We start from the raw sequence: 16,013 nt of genomic DNA on the forward strand, positions 1-16,013 counted from the left end.
CCGCCGGCGCTCGGCGTTTGGGGAGGAACGCCCGATAGCGGCTACAGCAGCGGCTCCATCTCCAACAGGATCTGTTCGCACCATTGCTGCAGGCGCTCTTCGCTCAGATCGTATTGGTTGACCTCATCGAGCGCCAGGCCGACGAAGTGTTTGCCGTCGGCGCTCAGCGGTTTGGGGCTGGTGAACTCGAAGCCCTCAGTGGGCCAGAAGCCGATGAACTGTACGCCCAGCGGCGCGATGTGATCGTGCAGCATGCCCAGCGCATCGAGGAACCACTCACCGTAACCGAGCTGATCGCCCATGCCGTACATGGCGACGATTTTGCCTTTCAGATCCAGCGCCGCCAGCTGCGGCCAGATCGCTTCCCAGTCTTCCTGCAGTTCGCCGAAATCCCAGGTCGGGATGCCGAGGATCAGAATGGAATAGTCCTCCATCAGCTTGGGCGAGACGTCTTTCAGGTTGTGCAGGTCGACCAGGTCTTCACCCAGAATCTCACGGATTTTTTCTGCCGCCATTTCGGTGTAGCAGGTGCTGGAGCCGTAAAACAGACCAATCTTCATGTGTAAACCGTTACGTTGCTGTTTAGAGAATTGCAGCGAGTATACCTGATTTGCGCCGGCTTAAGGCATAATGGCGCGGGTGGAAATGCAACAAAGAGAGGACCGCGTGCAACAGCAAGACAATGCGCTGATTGAACAATTCCTGGATGCGCTGTGGCTTGAGCGCAATCTGGCGGAAAATACGCTGGCCTCCTATCGGCTGGATTTGCAGGCCCTGGGCGCCTGGCTTGGCCAGCAGAAGACCGATTTGCTGCAGGCGCAGGCGCTGGATCTGCAGGCGTTTCTCGCCGAGCGGGTGGATGGCGGTTACAAAGCCACCAGCTCCGCGCGTTTGTTGAGCGCCATGAGGCGCCTGTTCCAATATCTGTACCGCGAAAAGCTGCGCGCCGACGATCCCACCGCGCAGCTGGCGTCTCCCAAACTGCCGCAGCGCTTGCCGAAGGATCTGAGCGAGGCGCAGGTCGATGCGTTGCTGCAGGCGCCCTGCGTCGATCAACCGCTGGAGCTGCGCGACAAGGCGATGCTCGAAGTGTTGTACGCCACCGGGCTGCGGGTTTCCGAGCTGGTGGGGCTGAACATCAGCGACGTCAGCCTGCGTCAGGGCGTAGTGCGGGTGATCGGCAAGGGCAACAAGGAGCGGCTGGTGCCGCTGGGCGAAGAGGCGGTCTACTGGATCGAAAATTATCTGGAGCACGGCCGCCCATGGCTGGTCAACGGCCAGACGCTGGATGTGCTGTTCCCCAGCACCCGCTGCCAGCAAATGACCCGACAGACGTTCTGGCATCGCATCAAACACTATGCCATCCTTGCGGGCATCGACAGCGAGCGTCTGTCGCCGCACGTGTTGCGGCACGCGTTCGCTACCCATTTGCTGAACCATGGGGCCGATCTCCGTGTCGTACAGATGTTGTTAGGGCACAGCGATCTCTCGACCACGCAAATTTATACTCATGTAGCGACCGAACGACTGAAACAGCTACATCAACAGCATCACCCGCGCGCCTGAGCGGCGGGTTCGAAAGGATTGGAATAATGAAAAAAGGTTTAATGCTGCTTTCACTGCTGGTGGCCTCGGTGGCCGGCGCCGCCCATGCCGATGACGCGGCGATCAAAAAAGCGCTCGCCAGCCTGGGCATCCAGCAGGCGGACGTGCAGCCTTCACCGGTCAACGGCCTGAAAACCGTGCTGACCGACAGCGGCGTGCTGTACGCCTCCGAAGACGGCAAGCACATCCTGCAGGGCCCGCTGTTCGACGTCAGCGGCAAAGAGCCGGTCAACGTGACCAACCAACTGCTGAGCAGCAAGATGGACGCGCTGAAAGATCAGATGATCGTGTACAAGGCGCCGAAAGAGAAACACGTGATCACCGTGTTCACCGACATCACCTGCGGTTACTGTCACAAGCTGCATCAGCAGATGAAAGAGTACAACGATCTGGGTATTACCGTGCGTTACCTGGCATTCCCGCGCCAGGGGCTGGCATCCCAGGCTGAAAAAGACATGCAGTCGATCTGGTGCACCGCCGACAAGGCCAAGGCGTTCGACGCCGCCATGAAGGGCGACGCCGTTTCTCCGGCGACCTGTAAAACCGACATCAGCAAGCATTACGAGCTGGGCGTACAGTTCGGCATTCAGGGCACGCCGGCCATCATCCTGGAAAACGGCATGATGATCCCGGGCTATCAGGGGCCGAAAGAGATGGCCGCCATGCTGGATGCGCACCAGGCCGCCACCAAAGCCGGTGGTTAATCGCCGGTGAGTATCAAAACGCAACTACGCCGCCGCCCGGCGGCGGACGACACGCATCTGCCCGCCAGTTTGCCGCCGCTGCTGCGCCGGCTTTACGCCCTGCGCGGCGTGCAGGCTGAGCAAGAGCTGGAACGCAGCGTCAAGGGCATGCTGCCCTGGCAACAGCTGGACGGTATCGACGACGCCGTCAGCCTGCTGCAACAGGCGCTGGCCGACGGCCGCCGCATCATGGTGGTGGGCGATTTCGACGCCGATGGCGCCACCAGCACCGCGCTGACGGTGTTGGCGCTGCGCAGCATGGGCGGCGCAGCCGTCGATTATCTGGTGCCAAACCGCTTCGAAGACGGCTACGGCCTGAGCCCCGAAGTGGTGGAGCAGGCGGCGGCGCGCGGCGCAGAACTCATTGTCACCGTCGATAACGGCATCTCCTCCCACGCCGGCGTCGACGTGGCGCACGCCAAAGGCATGCAGGTGCTGGTGACCGATCACCACCTGCCGGGCGAGACCCTGCCGGCGGCTGAAGCGATCGTTAACCCCAACCTGCGCGGCTGCGCCTTCCCGTCCAAATCGCTGGCGGGGGTAGGCGTGGCGTTCTACCTGATGCTGGCGCTGCGCGCCCGCCTGCGGGACAGCGGCTGGTTCGAGCAGCGCGCGCTGGCGATGCCCAATCTGGCGGAACTGCTGGACCTGGTGGCGCTCGGCACTGTGGCCGACGTGGTGCCGCTGGACGCCAACAACCGCATTCTGGTGTATCAGGGGTTAAACCGCATCCGCGCCGGCAAATGCCGCCCGGGCATCCGCGCGCTGCTTGAGGTGGCCAACCGCGACGCCCGCCAGCTGGCGGCCAACGATCTCGGTTTCGCCCTCGGCCCGCGGCTCAACGCCGCCGGCAGGCTGGACGACATGTCGATCGGCGTGGCGCTGCTGCTGAGCGACGACATCGCGCAGGCGCGCATGCTGGCCAACGATCTCGATGCGCTGAACCAGACGCGCCGCGAGATCGAGCAGGGCATGCAGGTGGAGGCCTTGCAGCTGTGCGATCAGCTGGAGCGCACCAGCACCGAGCTGCCTTATGGGTTGGCGATGTATCACCCGGAATGGCACCAGGGCGTGGTGGGCATCCTCGCTTCGCGCATCAAAGAGCGTTTCCACCGCCCGGTGATCGCGTTCGCGCCGGCGGGCGACGGCATCCTGAAGGGCTCCGGCCGTTCGGTGCCCGGCTTGCACATGCGCGACGCGCTGGAGCGGCTGGATATGCTGAACCCCGGGCTGATGATGAAGTTCGGCGGCCACGCGATGGCGGCCGGGCTGTCGCTGGAAGAGGCCAAATTCGACGAGTTCCGCCAGCGTTTCGGCGAGCTGGTGGGGGAATGGCTCGATCCGGCGATGCTGGAAGGGGTTATCTGGTCCGACGGCGAACTGGCGATGCAGGAGCTGTCGCTGACCACGGCGGAGCTGCTGCGCGAGGGCGGCCCGTGGGGCCAGGCTTTCCCGGAACCGACCTTCGACGGCAAGTTCCGCATTCTGCAGCAGCGGCTGGTGGGCGAGAAACACCTGAAGCTGATGGTGGAACCGCTCGGCGGCGGCCCGCTGCTCGACGGCATCGCGTTCAACGTGGACACCACGCTGTGGCCGGACAGCAGCGTGCGCGAGGTGGAACTGGCCTACAAGCTCGACGTCAACGAGTTTCGCGGCAACCGCAACGTGCAACTGCTGATCCAGCATCTTTGGCCGCGCTGAAGTGAAATTGAACACAACTCGGGGATTGGGCTCTCCAATCCCCGGCATCCTTCCCGATCGCCACAAAAACTGACCAACTCGCTATAAACTGCCGCCCGGATCCGTTAGAATTAGCGGTTCCAATGGCATTCCGCCATCGACGACATCAACGTAAAAGAACGAAACCATGTTTGAAATTAACCCGGTAAAAAACCGAATTCAGGACCTGTCCGAGCGGACTGCGGTTCTTAGGGGGTATCTTTGACTATGATGCCAAGAAGGAACGCCTAGAAGAAGTCAACGCCGAGCTGGAGCAGCCGGACGTCTGGAACGAGCCGGAGCGCGCACAGGCGCTCGGCAAAGAGCGCGCCGCGCTGGAAGCCATCGTTGAAACCATCGATCAGCTGGAGCAGGGCGGCGAAGACGTCGGCGGGCTGCTGGAACTGGCGGTAGAAGCCGACGATGAAGAGACCTTCAACGAAGCGGTCGCCGAGCTGGATCAACTGATGAGCAAGCTGGATCAGTTGGAATTCCGCCGCATGTTCTCCGGCGAATACGACAGCGCCGACTGCTACCTGGATATCCAGGCCGGCTCCGGCGGCACCGAAGCGCAGGACTGGGCCAGCATGCTGCTGCGCATGTACCTGCGCTGGGCTGAAGCCAAGGGCTTCAAGACCGAAGTGATCGAAGAGTCCGACGGCGACGTCGCGGGCCTGAAATCGGCCACCATCAAGATCATCGGCGACTACGCGTTCGGCTGGTTGCGCACTGAAACCGGCGTGCATCGCCTGGTGCGCAAGAGCCCGTTCGACTCCGGCGGCCGTCGCCACACCTCGTTCAGCTCGGTGTTCATCTACCCGGAAGTCGACGACGATATCGATATCGAAATCAACCCGGCGGATCTGCGTATCGACGTGTACCGCGCCTCCGGTGCGGGCGGTCAGCACGTCAACAAAACCGAATCCGCCGTACGTATTACTCACCTGCCAACCAACATCGTGGTGCAGTGCCAGAACGATCGTTCTCAGCATAAGAACAAGGATCAAGCGTTTAAACAGCTGCGAGCCAAGCTGTACGAGTTTGAGATGCAAAAGAAAAATGCTGATAAGCAGACGATGGAAGACAACAAGTCCGACATCGGCTGGGGCAGCCAAATCCGTTCTTACGTGCTGGATGACTCCCGCATCAAGGATTTGCGCACCAACGTCGAAACGCGTAACACGCAGGCCGTACTGGATGGCGACCTGGATAAATTCATTGAGGCAAGTTTGAAAGCCGGGTTATGAGGAATAGAAATGTCTGAACAACAAGTACAGGGCGCCGATCAGGCGCTGGATCTCAATAACGAACTGCAGTCCCGCCGCGAGAAACTGGCCGGCCTGCGTGAGAACGGCATTGCGTTCCCGAACGACTTCCGTCGCGACTCCACCTCCGACAAGCTGCACGCCGCGTACGGCGATAAAGACAACGAAGAGCTGGAAGCGCTGGGCGTAGAAGTGACCGTCGCCGGCCGCATGATGACCCGCCGCATTATGGGCAAGGCATCCTTCGTTACGCTGCAGGACGTGGGCGGCCGCATTCAGCTGTACGTCGCGCGCGACGATCTGGCTGAAGGCGTGTACAACGAGCAGTTCAAGAAGTGGGACCTGGGCGATATCCTCGGCGCGCGCGGCAAGCTGTTCAAAACCAAGACCGGCGAACTGTCGATCCACTGCACCGAACTGCGTCTGCTGACCAAAGCGCTGCGCCCGCTGCCGGACAAATTCCACGGCCTGGCGGATCAGGAAACCCGTTACCGCCAGCGTTACCTGGATCTGATCGCCAACGAAGAATCGCGCAACACCTTCAAGGTGCGTTCGCAGGTGATGTCCGCTATCCGTAACTTCATGGTGGAACGCGGCTTCATGGAAGTCGAAACCCCGATGATGCAGGTGATCCCGGGCGGCGCGTCCGCGCGTCCGTTCATCACCCACCACAATGCGCTGGATATCGACATGTACCTGCGCATCGCGCCGGAACTGTATCTGAAGCGTCTGGTGGTCGGCGGCTTCGAGCGCGTGTTCGAAATCAACCGCAACTTCCGCAACGAAGGCGTTTCTCCGCGTCATAACCCAGAGTTCACCATGATGGAACTCTACATGGCTTACGCGGATTACAAAGATCTGATCGAGCTGACCGAGACCCTGTTCCGCACCCTGACCGAGAAAGTGCTGGGCACCTCTCAGGTGCAGTACGGCGACGAAGTGTTCGACTTCGGCAAGCCGTTCGAGAAGTTGACCATGACCGAGGCGATCAAGAAATACCGTCCGGAAACCGATCTGGCTGACCTGGCCGACATGGGCAAAGCGGTGGCCATCGCTGAATCCATCGGCATCAAGGTTGAGAAGAGCTGGGGCCTGGGCCGCGTCGTGACCGAGATCTTCGAAGAAGTGGCGGAAAGCCATCTGATTCAGCCGACCTTCATCACCGAGTACCCGGCTGAAGTGTCGCCGCTGGCGCGCCGCAACGACGTGAACCCGGAAATCACCGACCGCTTCGAGTTCTTCATCGGCGGCCGTGAAATCGGCAACGGCTTCTCCGAGCTGAACGACGCCGAAGACCAGGCGCAACGCTTCGCCGACCAGGTGAACGCCAAAGACGCCGGCGACGACGAAGCGATGTTCTACGACGAAGACTACGTCACCGCGCTGGAGCACGGCCTGCCGCCGACCGCCGGTCTGGGCATCGGCATCGACCGCATGGTGATGCTGTTCACCAACAGCCACACCATCCGCGACGTGATTCTGTTCCCGGCGATGCGCCCACAGAAATAATCCCGTTTAGCGTGCAACAACCGGTGCAGGCAACTGCGCCGGTTTTTTTTCGTCTACGGGACTTAACCGCTTAAAACATCGACAGTTACGCGCCATCTCCGCTTGCCCGTCGCCGATAACCGGTTATAATGCCTGTCGCACACCGATGCGGGTGTAGTTCAATGGTAGAACGGCAGCTTCCCAAGCTGCATACGAGGGTTCGATTCCCTTCACCCGCTCCAATCTCCCTATGCATCACCCCATTGAGTTATAACCGTTTTTAGAAAAGCTGATTCTCAACGATTGCATCACCGTTTGGTGCGGGTTGGCTTGTGAGTCGCTCAAGCCATTGGCCTGGCATTTAACCGCGATAATACAACGCGCCGCCCAATCCTGATGCGGGTGTGAGCCGCCGTTGCTGCCCACAGCGCGCCATTACCGTTTAACTCCACTTCTGTTTAGCCCCGGATGGCAGGCGGTTGTCCGTTTCTTCGCAGGAGCGGTCGCATTCTTTCGGCAGCAGGAAGGTGATACTTCCTGCCAGCAACAGCGATGCCGCCAGCGCGCAAACCGCGACGTTCTGTCCGTACAGATAAATCATGACGCCTACCAGATAGGGGCCGCAAAACCCACCGAGGTTGCCCAGCCCGTTGATCACCCCGCGTGCGCTGCCCGCCACTTCCGCCGCCGCAATGCGTCCGGGAATTGACCAGAAGGGGCTGGTCGCCGCTTTAAGAAAGAAGCCGCACACCACCAACGCGATATAGGCGGCCACCACATGCTCATGCAGGATCACCGAGGCTATCAGCGCCGCCGCAAAACAGTACAGGGAGATCCTGACCCACAAACGGCGTTTACCGCTGCGATCGCTGAACATCGAAATCACATAAATCCCCGCCAGAGTGGCAACAAACGGCAGGATCGCCAATACCCCAACATTGGCCATGCTGCCACCGGTCAGGTTTTTCAAGATGGTGGGCAGCCACAACGTATATCCATAGTCCCCGGTCTGGTAAAAGAAATTCAGCACGACCAGGCGCATCAATCCCTTGTTGCGAAACACCGCTTTTAACGGCGCCTTCGCTGCCGGCACCCTCCCTTCCCGCGCTTTGCGCTCCCGGGCCAGTTCGGTCAATAAATAGTCGCGTTCCTTCGCCGGTAGCCAACGCGCCTCTTCCGGACGGTCACTGATCACCAGCCACCAAATGGTCAACACCACGACCGACAGCAAGCCTTCGATAATGAACAGCCAGCGCCAGTCGAGAGTGGCAATAATCGCGCCAGAAACCGGGGCGGTCAGCATCCCCCCTAGTGGGGCAAACATCATGACAAAGGCATTGGCGCGCCCCAGTTCTTTTTCCGGGAACCAATTGCTTACCATGGTCAGCACGACGGGCAACATTCCCCCTTCGGAGATCCCGAGAATAAAACGCAGCACGAGCAGTTGATATTCATGGGTGACGAATCCGGTGGCGATAGAGACAATCGCCCAGGCCACGAGCGACCAGGCTATAAAACGTTTTCCGCTACCGTAAACCGCAAGTCGTCCGCCAGGGATTTGCAGAAATAAATAACCAATAAAAAAGATACCGCTGGCCACGCCAGCCATCTGGCTGGTAATGCCTAAATCCTGTTCCATGCCGCCCGGCAGAGCAAAGCTGATATTAACGCGATCCATAAATGAAATAATACAGGTGATAAGGATCGGCGCGATAACCCGCAGCCAGCGAGTTCCTGGTATTTTATCGGTCATAATAGCGTCTCGATGATATCCGCCATTCACAGAGGATATTGAGTTGGCGGATAAAAATGATTATTCGTAACTCAAACGATCATTTTTATTGAATTAACCCAGGAATATCCTGATGTGAAAAATAACCTGCCAGATTATCCAAAACGGATTGGCTCATTCCCTGACGAGTTTCTACGGTAGCGCTGGCCACATGGGGTTGAAGCAGAACATTCTCGAGAGCAAAGAACGCGGTCGGAACATGGGGTTCGTTTTCAAAGACGTCCAGAGCGGCCCCGGCGATAACATGATTTTGTAACGCCTTTATCAGCGCCGCCTCATCGACCAGGCTGCCGCGGGCGATATTGATAAGCCAGGCGCGTTCGGGCATGGCGTTAAATACGCTGGCATCAATAATCCCGCGGTTTTCCGCACTGCCGGATGCCGCGATCACCAGGAAATCACTCTGCGCTGCGAGCGTGTGCAGATCGGCGCACCACTGGTAATCCAGGCCTTCTTTGCGCTGGCGGTCAGTATACAGGATGGTCATATCGAAGCCTTTCGCCCGGCGGGCGATGGCTTGGCCAATATTCCCCATGCCGAAAATACCGATGCGTTTACCGCTCACTTTAGTCGCCAGCGGTGGCGGCGTCGTTTCCCAGCGGCCTTCGCGTACAAATCGGTCCCCTTGGCAGAGGCGGCGGCTGGCGGACAGCATTAGCCCCAGAGCCAGATCTGCCACATCATCGGTCAGCACGCCGGCGGTGATCCCGACGCTGATATGGCGTTCCCGGGTGTAGTTGAGATCAATAGCGTCGGTTCCCACGCCAAAGACAGCAATCATGCCCACCTGCGGCAACTGCTCCAGCGTCTCTCGGGTTACCCCCACATCACCACGGGTGACCACCGCCTGAACGTCTGCGCCATGGCGAACCAGGAAGGCTGGAATATCTGATTGTTCATAGAGACGGAATACCCGGTAGCGGGCGTCCAACGCGGCTTGCAAAGCATCCATCACTGGCGCGATAAGCAAAATGGTAGGTTGAGTGTCAGTGTGCATCGTTGCGATCCTGTCTGAAAAATAGGGGATACCCTGTATCAGACGTTTTTTTACCGCTTATTTTTGCGATCTGCATCACGCCAAAGAGTGTTAAAAAAGCATGTTACTGCTGGCGTGATCTCGTGTGCAATTTCGTGGTTTCTGTCAGTGACTATCGGGGAAAATAACTCATTATGCCCGTAGGGGGAGAAGGCTAAATCGATCGATTTTGGTGAAAGCGGTGAATATCCAGTGATTTTCTGCCGTGGATCACAGGATAAGTAACGTCGTTTCGTAACACTTAATTAAGTGACTTTTGTCACAGTTTTAAGCGGCTAAAAACCGTGAGATAGGTCATGACTTATTTCACCATGCCGAATAGTCTTTCAGGTGGAGTTTACTCACAGTGGTGATAGGTTGTAAATATTAGCCACAAAGCGATTTGCTTTGTGGCTTATTCATAGTGGCGCCCGTAGAACGATCGAATAGCGATTCTACCGTAATTACACCGAGATTGCCTGTTGCCATAAAACTACCCAGCCATTGTTATTGTCGGTGTAATGCCAAATCGATCTCTACCAGAGAAAATATTATGATTATTGATTCCTTAACCACTGCCGTAAATAATAAATTCTATCCGGCAGCCATTCGAAAAATGCTGGCCAGCATTATTGAAAGTGAGCCGTACAATTTACCTGTCGGCCACTATCAGGTGCAGGGTAAACAGATGTTCTTTAACGTCGTTGAAGGGGAAACCAAACTATTGGCCGACCAGAAGCCGGAGTTTCATCGCCAGTATCTGGATATCCATCTTGTCCTGGAAGGGAGAGAAGTGATTGGCGCCGGGGTTCTGGGGCTGCCTTTGCCCCTGAGTGAGCCATTTAACGAGGCGCACGACCTTGGGTTTAGCCCGGCGATCCCCGGTGAGACTCTCATCCACCTGCAACCCGGTGAACTGGCCGTTATCTTTCCGGGGGAGCTGCATCGCCCGATGAGTACCTGCACAACGCCAGCAGTTCTGCGTAAAATTGTGGCGAAAATCGACGGCGCCCTGCTGACGTAGCAAGACGTTCAGCGGCGGCTGGTATCGCTACTTCAGGCTGCCCGGCGGAAAGCCTTGCTCATCCGCCGTCTGCAGCGATTCCGAAGAATGCGCCTTTCCCGTCAAAGCCATAGCCCCTAAATTTTAAAAATTGAGTTGGGTTGAATAAATGTACGGCAGAGATTACGCCGTATTATTTACAGGGATATTTGCTTCAGATTCAGATTACATCATTAAAGGCCGGAGTTTACCTCTGTAGTCGATGTAGCCAATCTCATAACGCCTTGATCTTTTAATGCGGTTCCTCCCCATTAGCACAATTTTTTATTTTGGTTTGCCTGCGTTCTGATAGATATTAAAAAAACTATATAAAAATAAATTATTTCGGAGCTAATAATGTCGTTGCAAATCGTGCTTACCCGCAGGGAGGCGCTGGGGAAAATGGTGGGCGTCATCGTCGCCGCCAGCCTGTTGCCTTATTCAAATATAACCTATGCCGAACGGGCGCAAATTGCCGCCTCGCCCGTTGAATACGCGCAATTTTTGCAAATTTCGAGAAAAATTACCGAGTTTGACGATTTGGACGTCACACTCTCCGCCCGCTATTTTTCCGCACTGCGCGAACATTTTCCGCAGTTGAACTCGCAACTCAACGCCCTGTTCATCCTGAGCCAGCAAGCCACCGATGCGGAAACCTTGAACCGACATGCGATTGAACAGGGGCAGAGGGAGCTTATCCAGGCAATTGTGACCGCGTGGTATACCGGGACCGTAGATCCTTCAAACGCTGAGCAGGGTCAGCTGATTAGTTATAAAGAGGCGCTGATGTATCGCACGGTTCAGGATGCCCTGATTGTGCCGACCTGGTGCAATTTTGGCCCGCTGTGGTGGACCGGCTTGCCGCCGGGCGTTACCCGCCAACCTTCCATTCCCGCAACAGATTTGCCTGCCGTAGCCGATAAAAAATATGAGGACCGCGTGTGAAAAGCCCAATAATTAATGCTTCCGGCGATGCAGAGGCCGATGTCGTCATTGTCGGTTCCGGTATTGTGGGCGGTCTGATGGCGGATGCTTTGGTGAGCCAAGGCTACTCGGTGCTGGTGCTTGAGGCAGGCCCGCGCATTGAGCGCGCACAGGCTGTGGAAAACTGGCGCAATATGCCACTGCACAATCGTGCGGGGTCGGATTTTCAGGGGCTTTACCCGCAATCGGAGTACGCCACCGCGCCGCTCTATTTCCCGGAGAACGACTATATCAAACTGACCGGCCCCAATGGCTCAGGCTTTAAACAGGGCTATTTGCGTGTGGTGGGGGGAACCACCTGGCACTGGGCCGCTTCTTGCTGGCGCAACCATCCCAATGATTTTCGCATGAAATCCCTCTATGGCGTGGGGAGAGACTGGCCTATTTCCTACGAAGATATCGAACCGTGGTACGCGAAAGCCGAAGAGGAAATAGGCGTTGCCGGCCCGAATAATCCGGAGTGGCAGTCCCCTGCGGAACGCAGCGGGCCTTACCCGATGGACATGGTGCCCTGGGCCTACGGCGACAGACGCATTGCTGAGATTGTTAATCCTCACGGTTTTAAATCGGTGCCCATTCCGCAAGGCCGCAGCACCCGCCCCTGGAACGGACGGCCCACCTGCTGCGGCAATAACAATTGCCAGCCGATTTGCCCTATAGGGGCGATGTACAACGGCATTCACCACGTTGAACGGGCCGAACACAAGGGGGCGAAGGTGATCCCCGAGGCGGTGGTGTACAAAATTGACACCGACGACAATAACCGCGTCACCGCCGTTCACTGGTACGACACGGCGCATAACTCCCATCGGGCGATCGGTAAAACGTTCGTTCTGGCCTGCAATGGGATTGAGAACCCGCGCTTACTGCTGCTGGCGGCCAACGAAAAGAACCCGAACGGCATCGCGAACAGCTCGGATCAGGTGGGGCGCAACATGATGGATCACTCTGGCCTGCACTGCTCCTTCCTGGCGCGAGAGGCCCTGTGGGTTGGCCGCGGCCCGGCGCAGAGCAGCTGCATGGTGGGGTATCGTGACGGCGCGTTCCGCAGCGACCACTCCGCCAACAAGATCATCATCAACAACATCAACCGGGTGATCCCCTCCGCCCTTGAAGTCCTGAAAACGGGCAAGGTCGGCAAGGCGCTGCAGGATGAAGTGCGCGATCGCGCCAGCCGCTCGGTGGATCTCTCCATCAGCCTGGAACCGCTGCCGGACCCGAACAACCGTCTGACCCTGAGCCCCACCCGCAAAGACAAGCATGGCCTGGCCTGCCCGGACATCCACTACGACGTCGGCGATTATGTGCGTAAAGGGCTGGAAGTGGTCAAAATCCAGCTACGGCAGATTGGCGACTTGTTCGATGCGCAAGAGTTTGTGATTAACGACAAGCTGAATGCCAACAACCACATTATGGGCGGCACGATCATGGGCAGCGATCCCACGAACTCGGTGGTGAACGGCAATTGCCGCGCCCACGATCATGACAACCTTTGGATCCCGGGTGGAGGCGCCATGGTTTCAGCCAGCGTTGTCAACACCACGTTGACGATGGCGGCGCTTGGACTCAAGGCGGCCAATGACGTACTGCGCGCCCTGGAGAGCAAATGAATAAAATCACCCACTCGCTGGCAGCGACGCTGCTGCTGGGAAGCGGCTTCGCGGCGCATGCCCAGGACGGCGATCTGATCGCTAGAGGGCAAGCGCTGGCTATCGCCTCGGACTGCATGGCCTGCCATACGAATACGCAGCAGCAGGGCAAGCCTTTTGCCGGGGGGTACGGCATTGCTTCTCCCATGGGCACTATCTACGCCACCAATATAACCCCATCGGTAAAATACGGCATCGGCGGCTATTCTGAAGCGGCGTTTGCCGAGGTTCTGCGTTCTGGGATCCGGCAAGATGGGACGTATCTCTATCCGGCAATGCCTTACACCGCCTATACCCGTCTGAGTGATGACGAGATCCACGCGTTGTATACCTATTTCATGCATGGCGTTGCCCCGGTCGATGAGCCGGCCAGGCGCCAAACCGATCTGCCGTTTCCGTTCAACATCCGCCTCTCCATGGCGGTGTGGAACATGCTTTATTTGGACAATCGGCGTTTCACCCCGGATGTGACGAAAGGTGAGGCGTGGAACGAGGGGGCTGCGCTGGTGCAGGGCCCGGCTCACTGCGGAACCTGTCATACGCCGCGTAATGTGCTGATGGCGGAAGACAATTCGCGCTTCCTGATGGGGGCATCGTTGGGGGCTTGGTACGCGCCGAATATCACCGCCGATCGCCAGGAAGGGATCGGCGACTGGAGCGAGCAGGAGTTAGTGGACTACCTGAAAACCGGTCGGGCGGAAGGGCGCGCACAAGCTGCGGGGCCAATGGCTGAAGCCGTTGAGCACAGCTTCCAATACCTGACCGACCGGCAGCTGCGGGCGATTGCAACTTACCTGAAGACCGTGCCGTCACAGGGCGAGGGGCGCCAGGGCAATGGCCTTAGCCAGGCGCACTACAACGTTGAGCCCCATCTCCGCGGCATGAATTCGCCCAACGCCAACCACACGCTCAATAGCGGCGAGGCGCTCTACAGCGGCTACTGCGCCAGTTGCCATCAGCCGGACGGCAGCGGCAGTTTGAACCAGGCCTACCCTTCGCTATTCAACAACTCCACCACGGCCGCGAGCAATCCGTCAAACCTGATTGCCGCCATTTTGCAGGGGGTTGATCGCCGGGTTGACGGCAAGCACGTACTGATGCCGAGCTTTGGCGCCGGTTCCTATGTCGGAGAGCTGACGGATAAGCAGGTTGCCGATATCGCTAACTTCGTGCTGCAGAAATACGGCAACAGCACGCTGAGCGTGACTGAGGAGGACGTGAGTGAGGTGCGCGCCGGGGGCCCGAAACCGCTGTTGGCGCGCGCACAGCCGATGATTCTGCCTGGCATGGCCGTCGCGGCGGTCGTCATTATTCTGCTGGTCCTATTCTGGCTCCGGCGCCGCAAGGCACGTTAAGGGGGCGTTCGGTCAGGTGGGTGGCGCCATCTGGCCGAATTTCTGGTCGGGATAGCGAGTGATGTTTTTCTGGCGAAGCGGGCAATTATGGCCAGTACTGAAGTGACTGGCGGGGAAAGCTATATTGTCTCCCCCATTGACAGGCGGAAGTGGAGATCGACACGTTCAATGGTCGGCAGCCCTTTAATTTTTTTTATTATGATTTCTGTCGCCACTTTCCCCATCTCATACCGTGGCGTCAGTACGCTGGCTAACCGGGGGGTGATGATCTGCCCGATCTCAAGACCGTGAAATCCGGCAATGGCAATTTGCGCTGGAACGCTGATACCGTTTGCCAGGCATTCCTGTAACACCCCAACGGCCAGATCGTCGTTGGTACAGAGAATACCATCCATATCCGGATACATTTGGCTCGCAAGCGTCATCATGCCCGTCCCAATTGAAATGGAAGAGATCTTATTGGGGGAAATACGACCGGTAGGTAAATCATGGTTAGCCATTGCCTGACAATATCCCGTGTAACGCTGTTCATCGCGGATATCAGACATTGAACCAAAATAGATAATGCGTTTTTTACCGCTGGCCAGCAACATGGTGGTCATATCGTAGCCGGCTTTCACATTATCAAAACCCACGTTAATTCGATCTGCATTGCCTGACAGCCCCATGATTTCAGCAACGGGTATTTTTGCCGTCTTCAGGAATTTTTCCGCCCGCAGACTATGAACTGACTCGGTCAGCAGCAGCCCTTTGATCTTAAAAGCCAGGATCGCGGCAATTTGCTCCTCTTCGCGTTTGCTGTTGTAGTCATAATTGACGACCAGCGTCTGATAACCCTGTACAGACGTCACGGATTCAATGCCGGCGAGGACATCAGCAAATATCAGATTGTTAAAAGAAGGAACCAGAACGCCGATGAGGGGAGGGCTATTGGAATAGAGGGCGGGATTGTCAGGATCGGCCTGATAGCCGACTTCCTCGATCACGGCGGCGATGCGCGCAGCGGTTTCCGGTTTAACCCTGTCCGGCGTGCGCAGATAGCGGCTGACCGTCATTTTGGTGACACCAGCCAGTACAGCAATGTCATTTAACGTAATGCGCTGCGACTTCACCATTCATACTCATCTGATCCAGACCGTGTTTGTCATTATGCCCACTGCCGAGTCAAAAGAGAATGCGCGCAATGTGCTGCCTCCGCCGTATCCGGTGACAACCGCACGATGCGCCGATCCAGGTCTTTTTTCCCGTTCCGGCATTATATGTTCGTTATCTCCGCATTTCGTAACGCGGGGAAAGAAAGGCACGCATCTGTGCGCCGTGGACGCGGTGGAAGAAAAGACGGGCAGTTTGATACTT

General features: G+C 57.6%; 13 protein-coding genes and 1 tRNA gene. 10 read left to right on the plus strand and 4 right to left on the minus strand.

Going from position 1 to position 16,013, the window contains the following annotated elements:
- Positions 1 to 41: 41 nt before the first annotated feature.
- Positions 42 to 560, minus strand: a complete 519-nt coding sequence (gene fldB / locus ACMGF9_RS03805; protein WP_004931683.1) for a flavodoxin FldB — start codon at positions 558 to 560, stop codon at positions 42 to 44.
- 106 nt (positions 561 to 666) lie between these two features.
- Here fldB and xerD point away from each other — a divergent pair, with 106 nt between their 5' ends.
- The 6 genes from xerD to ACMGF9_RS03835 all read left to right on the plus strand — a co-directional run bounded on the left by xerD (position 667) and on the right by ACMGF9_RS03835 (position 7,062).
- The gene (gene xerD, locus ACMGF9_RS03810) at positions 667 to 1,566 is read left to right on the plus strand and encodes a site-specific tyrosine recombinase XerD (protein WP_004931685.1); all 900 of its coding nucleotides are present in this window, start codon (positions 667 to 669) and stop codon (positions 1,564 to 1,566) included.
- A 26-nt stretch (positions 1,567 to 1,592) separates the two neighbouring features.
- Positions 1,593 to 2,309: a bifunctional protein-disulfide isomerase/oxidoreductase DsbC gene (gene dsbC, locus ACMGF9_RS03815; RefSeq protein WP_004931688.1), complete on the plus strand. Its 717-nt coding sequence runs from the start codon at positions 1,593 to 1,595 to the stop codon at positions 2,307 to 2,309.
- 6 nt (positions 2,310 to 2,315) lie between these two features.
- Positions 2,316 to 4,049 (plus strand): single-stranded-DNA-specific exonuclease RecJ, encoded by a 1,734-nt coding sequence (recJ, locus tag ACMGF9_RS03820; RefSeq protein ID WP_015378966.1) that lies wholly within the window; start codon positions 2,316 to 2,318, stop codon positions 4,047 to 4,049.
- 166 nt (positions 4,050 to 4,215) lie between these two features.
- A protein-coding gene (gene prfB, locus ACMGF9_RS03825; RefSeq protein WP_096242572.1) for a peptide chain release factor 2 occupies positions 4,216 to 5,314 on the plus strand; the annotation gives its coding sequence in 2 pieces (ribosomal slippage) (positions 4,216 to 4,290 and positions 4,292 to 5,314; 1,098 coding nt in all).
- Between the two features lie 9 nt (positions 5,315 to 5,323).
- Positions 5,324 to 6,841: a lysine--tRNA ligase gene (gene lysS / locus ACMGF9_RS03830; protein ID WP_004931697.1), complete on the plus strand. Its 1,518-nt coding sequence runs from the start codon at positions 5,324 to 5,326 to the stop codon at positions 6,839 to 6,841.
- A gap of 147 nt (positions 6,842 to 6,988) precedes the next feature.
- A tRNA-Gly gene (locus tag ACMGF9_RS03835) sits at positions 6,989 to 7,062 on the plus strand.
- Between the two features lie 200 nt (positions 7,063 to 7,262).
- Here ACMGF9_RS03835 and ACMGF9_RS03840 read toward each other — a convergent pair.
- Both ACMGF9_RS03840 and ACMGF9_RS03845 read right to left on the minus strand, forming a co-directional pair.
- Positions 7,263 to 8,573, minus strand: coding sequence for an MFS transporter (locus ACMGF9_RS03840; RefSeq protein WP_015378964.1), 1,311 nt, complete (start codon positions 8,571 to 8,573; stop codon positions 7,263 to 7,265).
- Positions 8,574 to 8,658: 85 nt separating this feature from the next.
- The gene (locus ACMGF9_RS03845; protein ID WP_286093568.1) at positions 8,659 to 9,609 is read right to left on the minus strand and encodes a 2-hydroxyacid dehydrogenase; all 951 of its coding nucleotides are present in this window, start codon (positions 9,607 to 9,609) and stop codon (positions 8,659 to 8,661) included.
- A gap of 571 nt (positions 9,610 to 10,180) precedes the next feature.
- On the opposite strand from ACMGF9_RS03845, the gene ACMGF9_RS03850 reads away from it, so the two are divergent.
- The 4 genes from ACMGF9_RS03850 (at position 10,181) to ACMGF9_RS03865 (ending at position 14,657) form a co-directional block, all read left to right on the plus strand.
- A complete protein-coding gene (locus ACMGF9_RS03850) occupies positions 10,181 to 10,651 on the plus strand; it encodes a YhcH/YjgK/YiaL family protein (RefSeq protein ID WP_414160547.1) in 471 nt (156 codons plus the stop codon).
- A 375-nt stretch (positions 10,652 to 11,026) separates the two neighbouring features.
- A complete protein-coding gene (locus ACMGF9_RS03855) occupies positions 11,027 to 11,614 on the plus strand; it encodes a sugar dehydrogenase complex small subunit (RefSeq protein ID WP_015378961.1) in 588 nt (195 codons plus the stop codon).
- Positions 11,611 to 13,263, plus strand: a complete 1,653-nt coding sequence (locus ACMGF9_RS03860; protein WP_004931708.1) for a GMC family oxidoreductase — start codon at positions 11,611 to 11,613, stop codon at positions 13,261 to 13,263. The genes ACMGF9_RS03855 and ACMGF9_RS03860 overlap by 4 nt, the downstream gene beginning before the upstream one ends.
- A complete protein-coding gene (locus tag ACMGF9_RS03865) occupies positions 13,260 to 14,657 on the plus strand; it encodes a c-type cytochrome (protein ID WP_164123850.1) in 1,398 nt (465 codons plus the stop codon). Before ACMGF9_RS03860 ends, ACMGF9_RS03865 begins: the two co-directional genes overlap by 4 nt.
- Before the next feature lie 119 nt (positions 14,658 to 14,776).
- Here the strand turns inward: ACMGF9_RS03865 and ACMGF9_RS03870 are convergent, their stop codons facing one another.
- Entirely contained in the window at positions 14,777 to 15,769 is a 993-nt protein-coding gene (locus ACMGF9_RS03870; RefSeq protein WP_031300612.1) for a LacI family DNA-binding transcriptional regulator, read from the minus strand.
- Between the last annotated feature and the right edge of the window lie 244 nt (positions 15,770 to 16,013).

It is taken from the genome of Serratia sp. BNK-23, assembly GCF_047456145.1.
GTDB classification, from domain to species: domain Bacteria; phylum Pseudomonadota; class Gammaproteobacteria; order Enterobacterales; family Enterobacteriaceae; genus Serratia; species Serratia nematodiphila.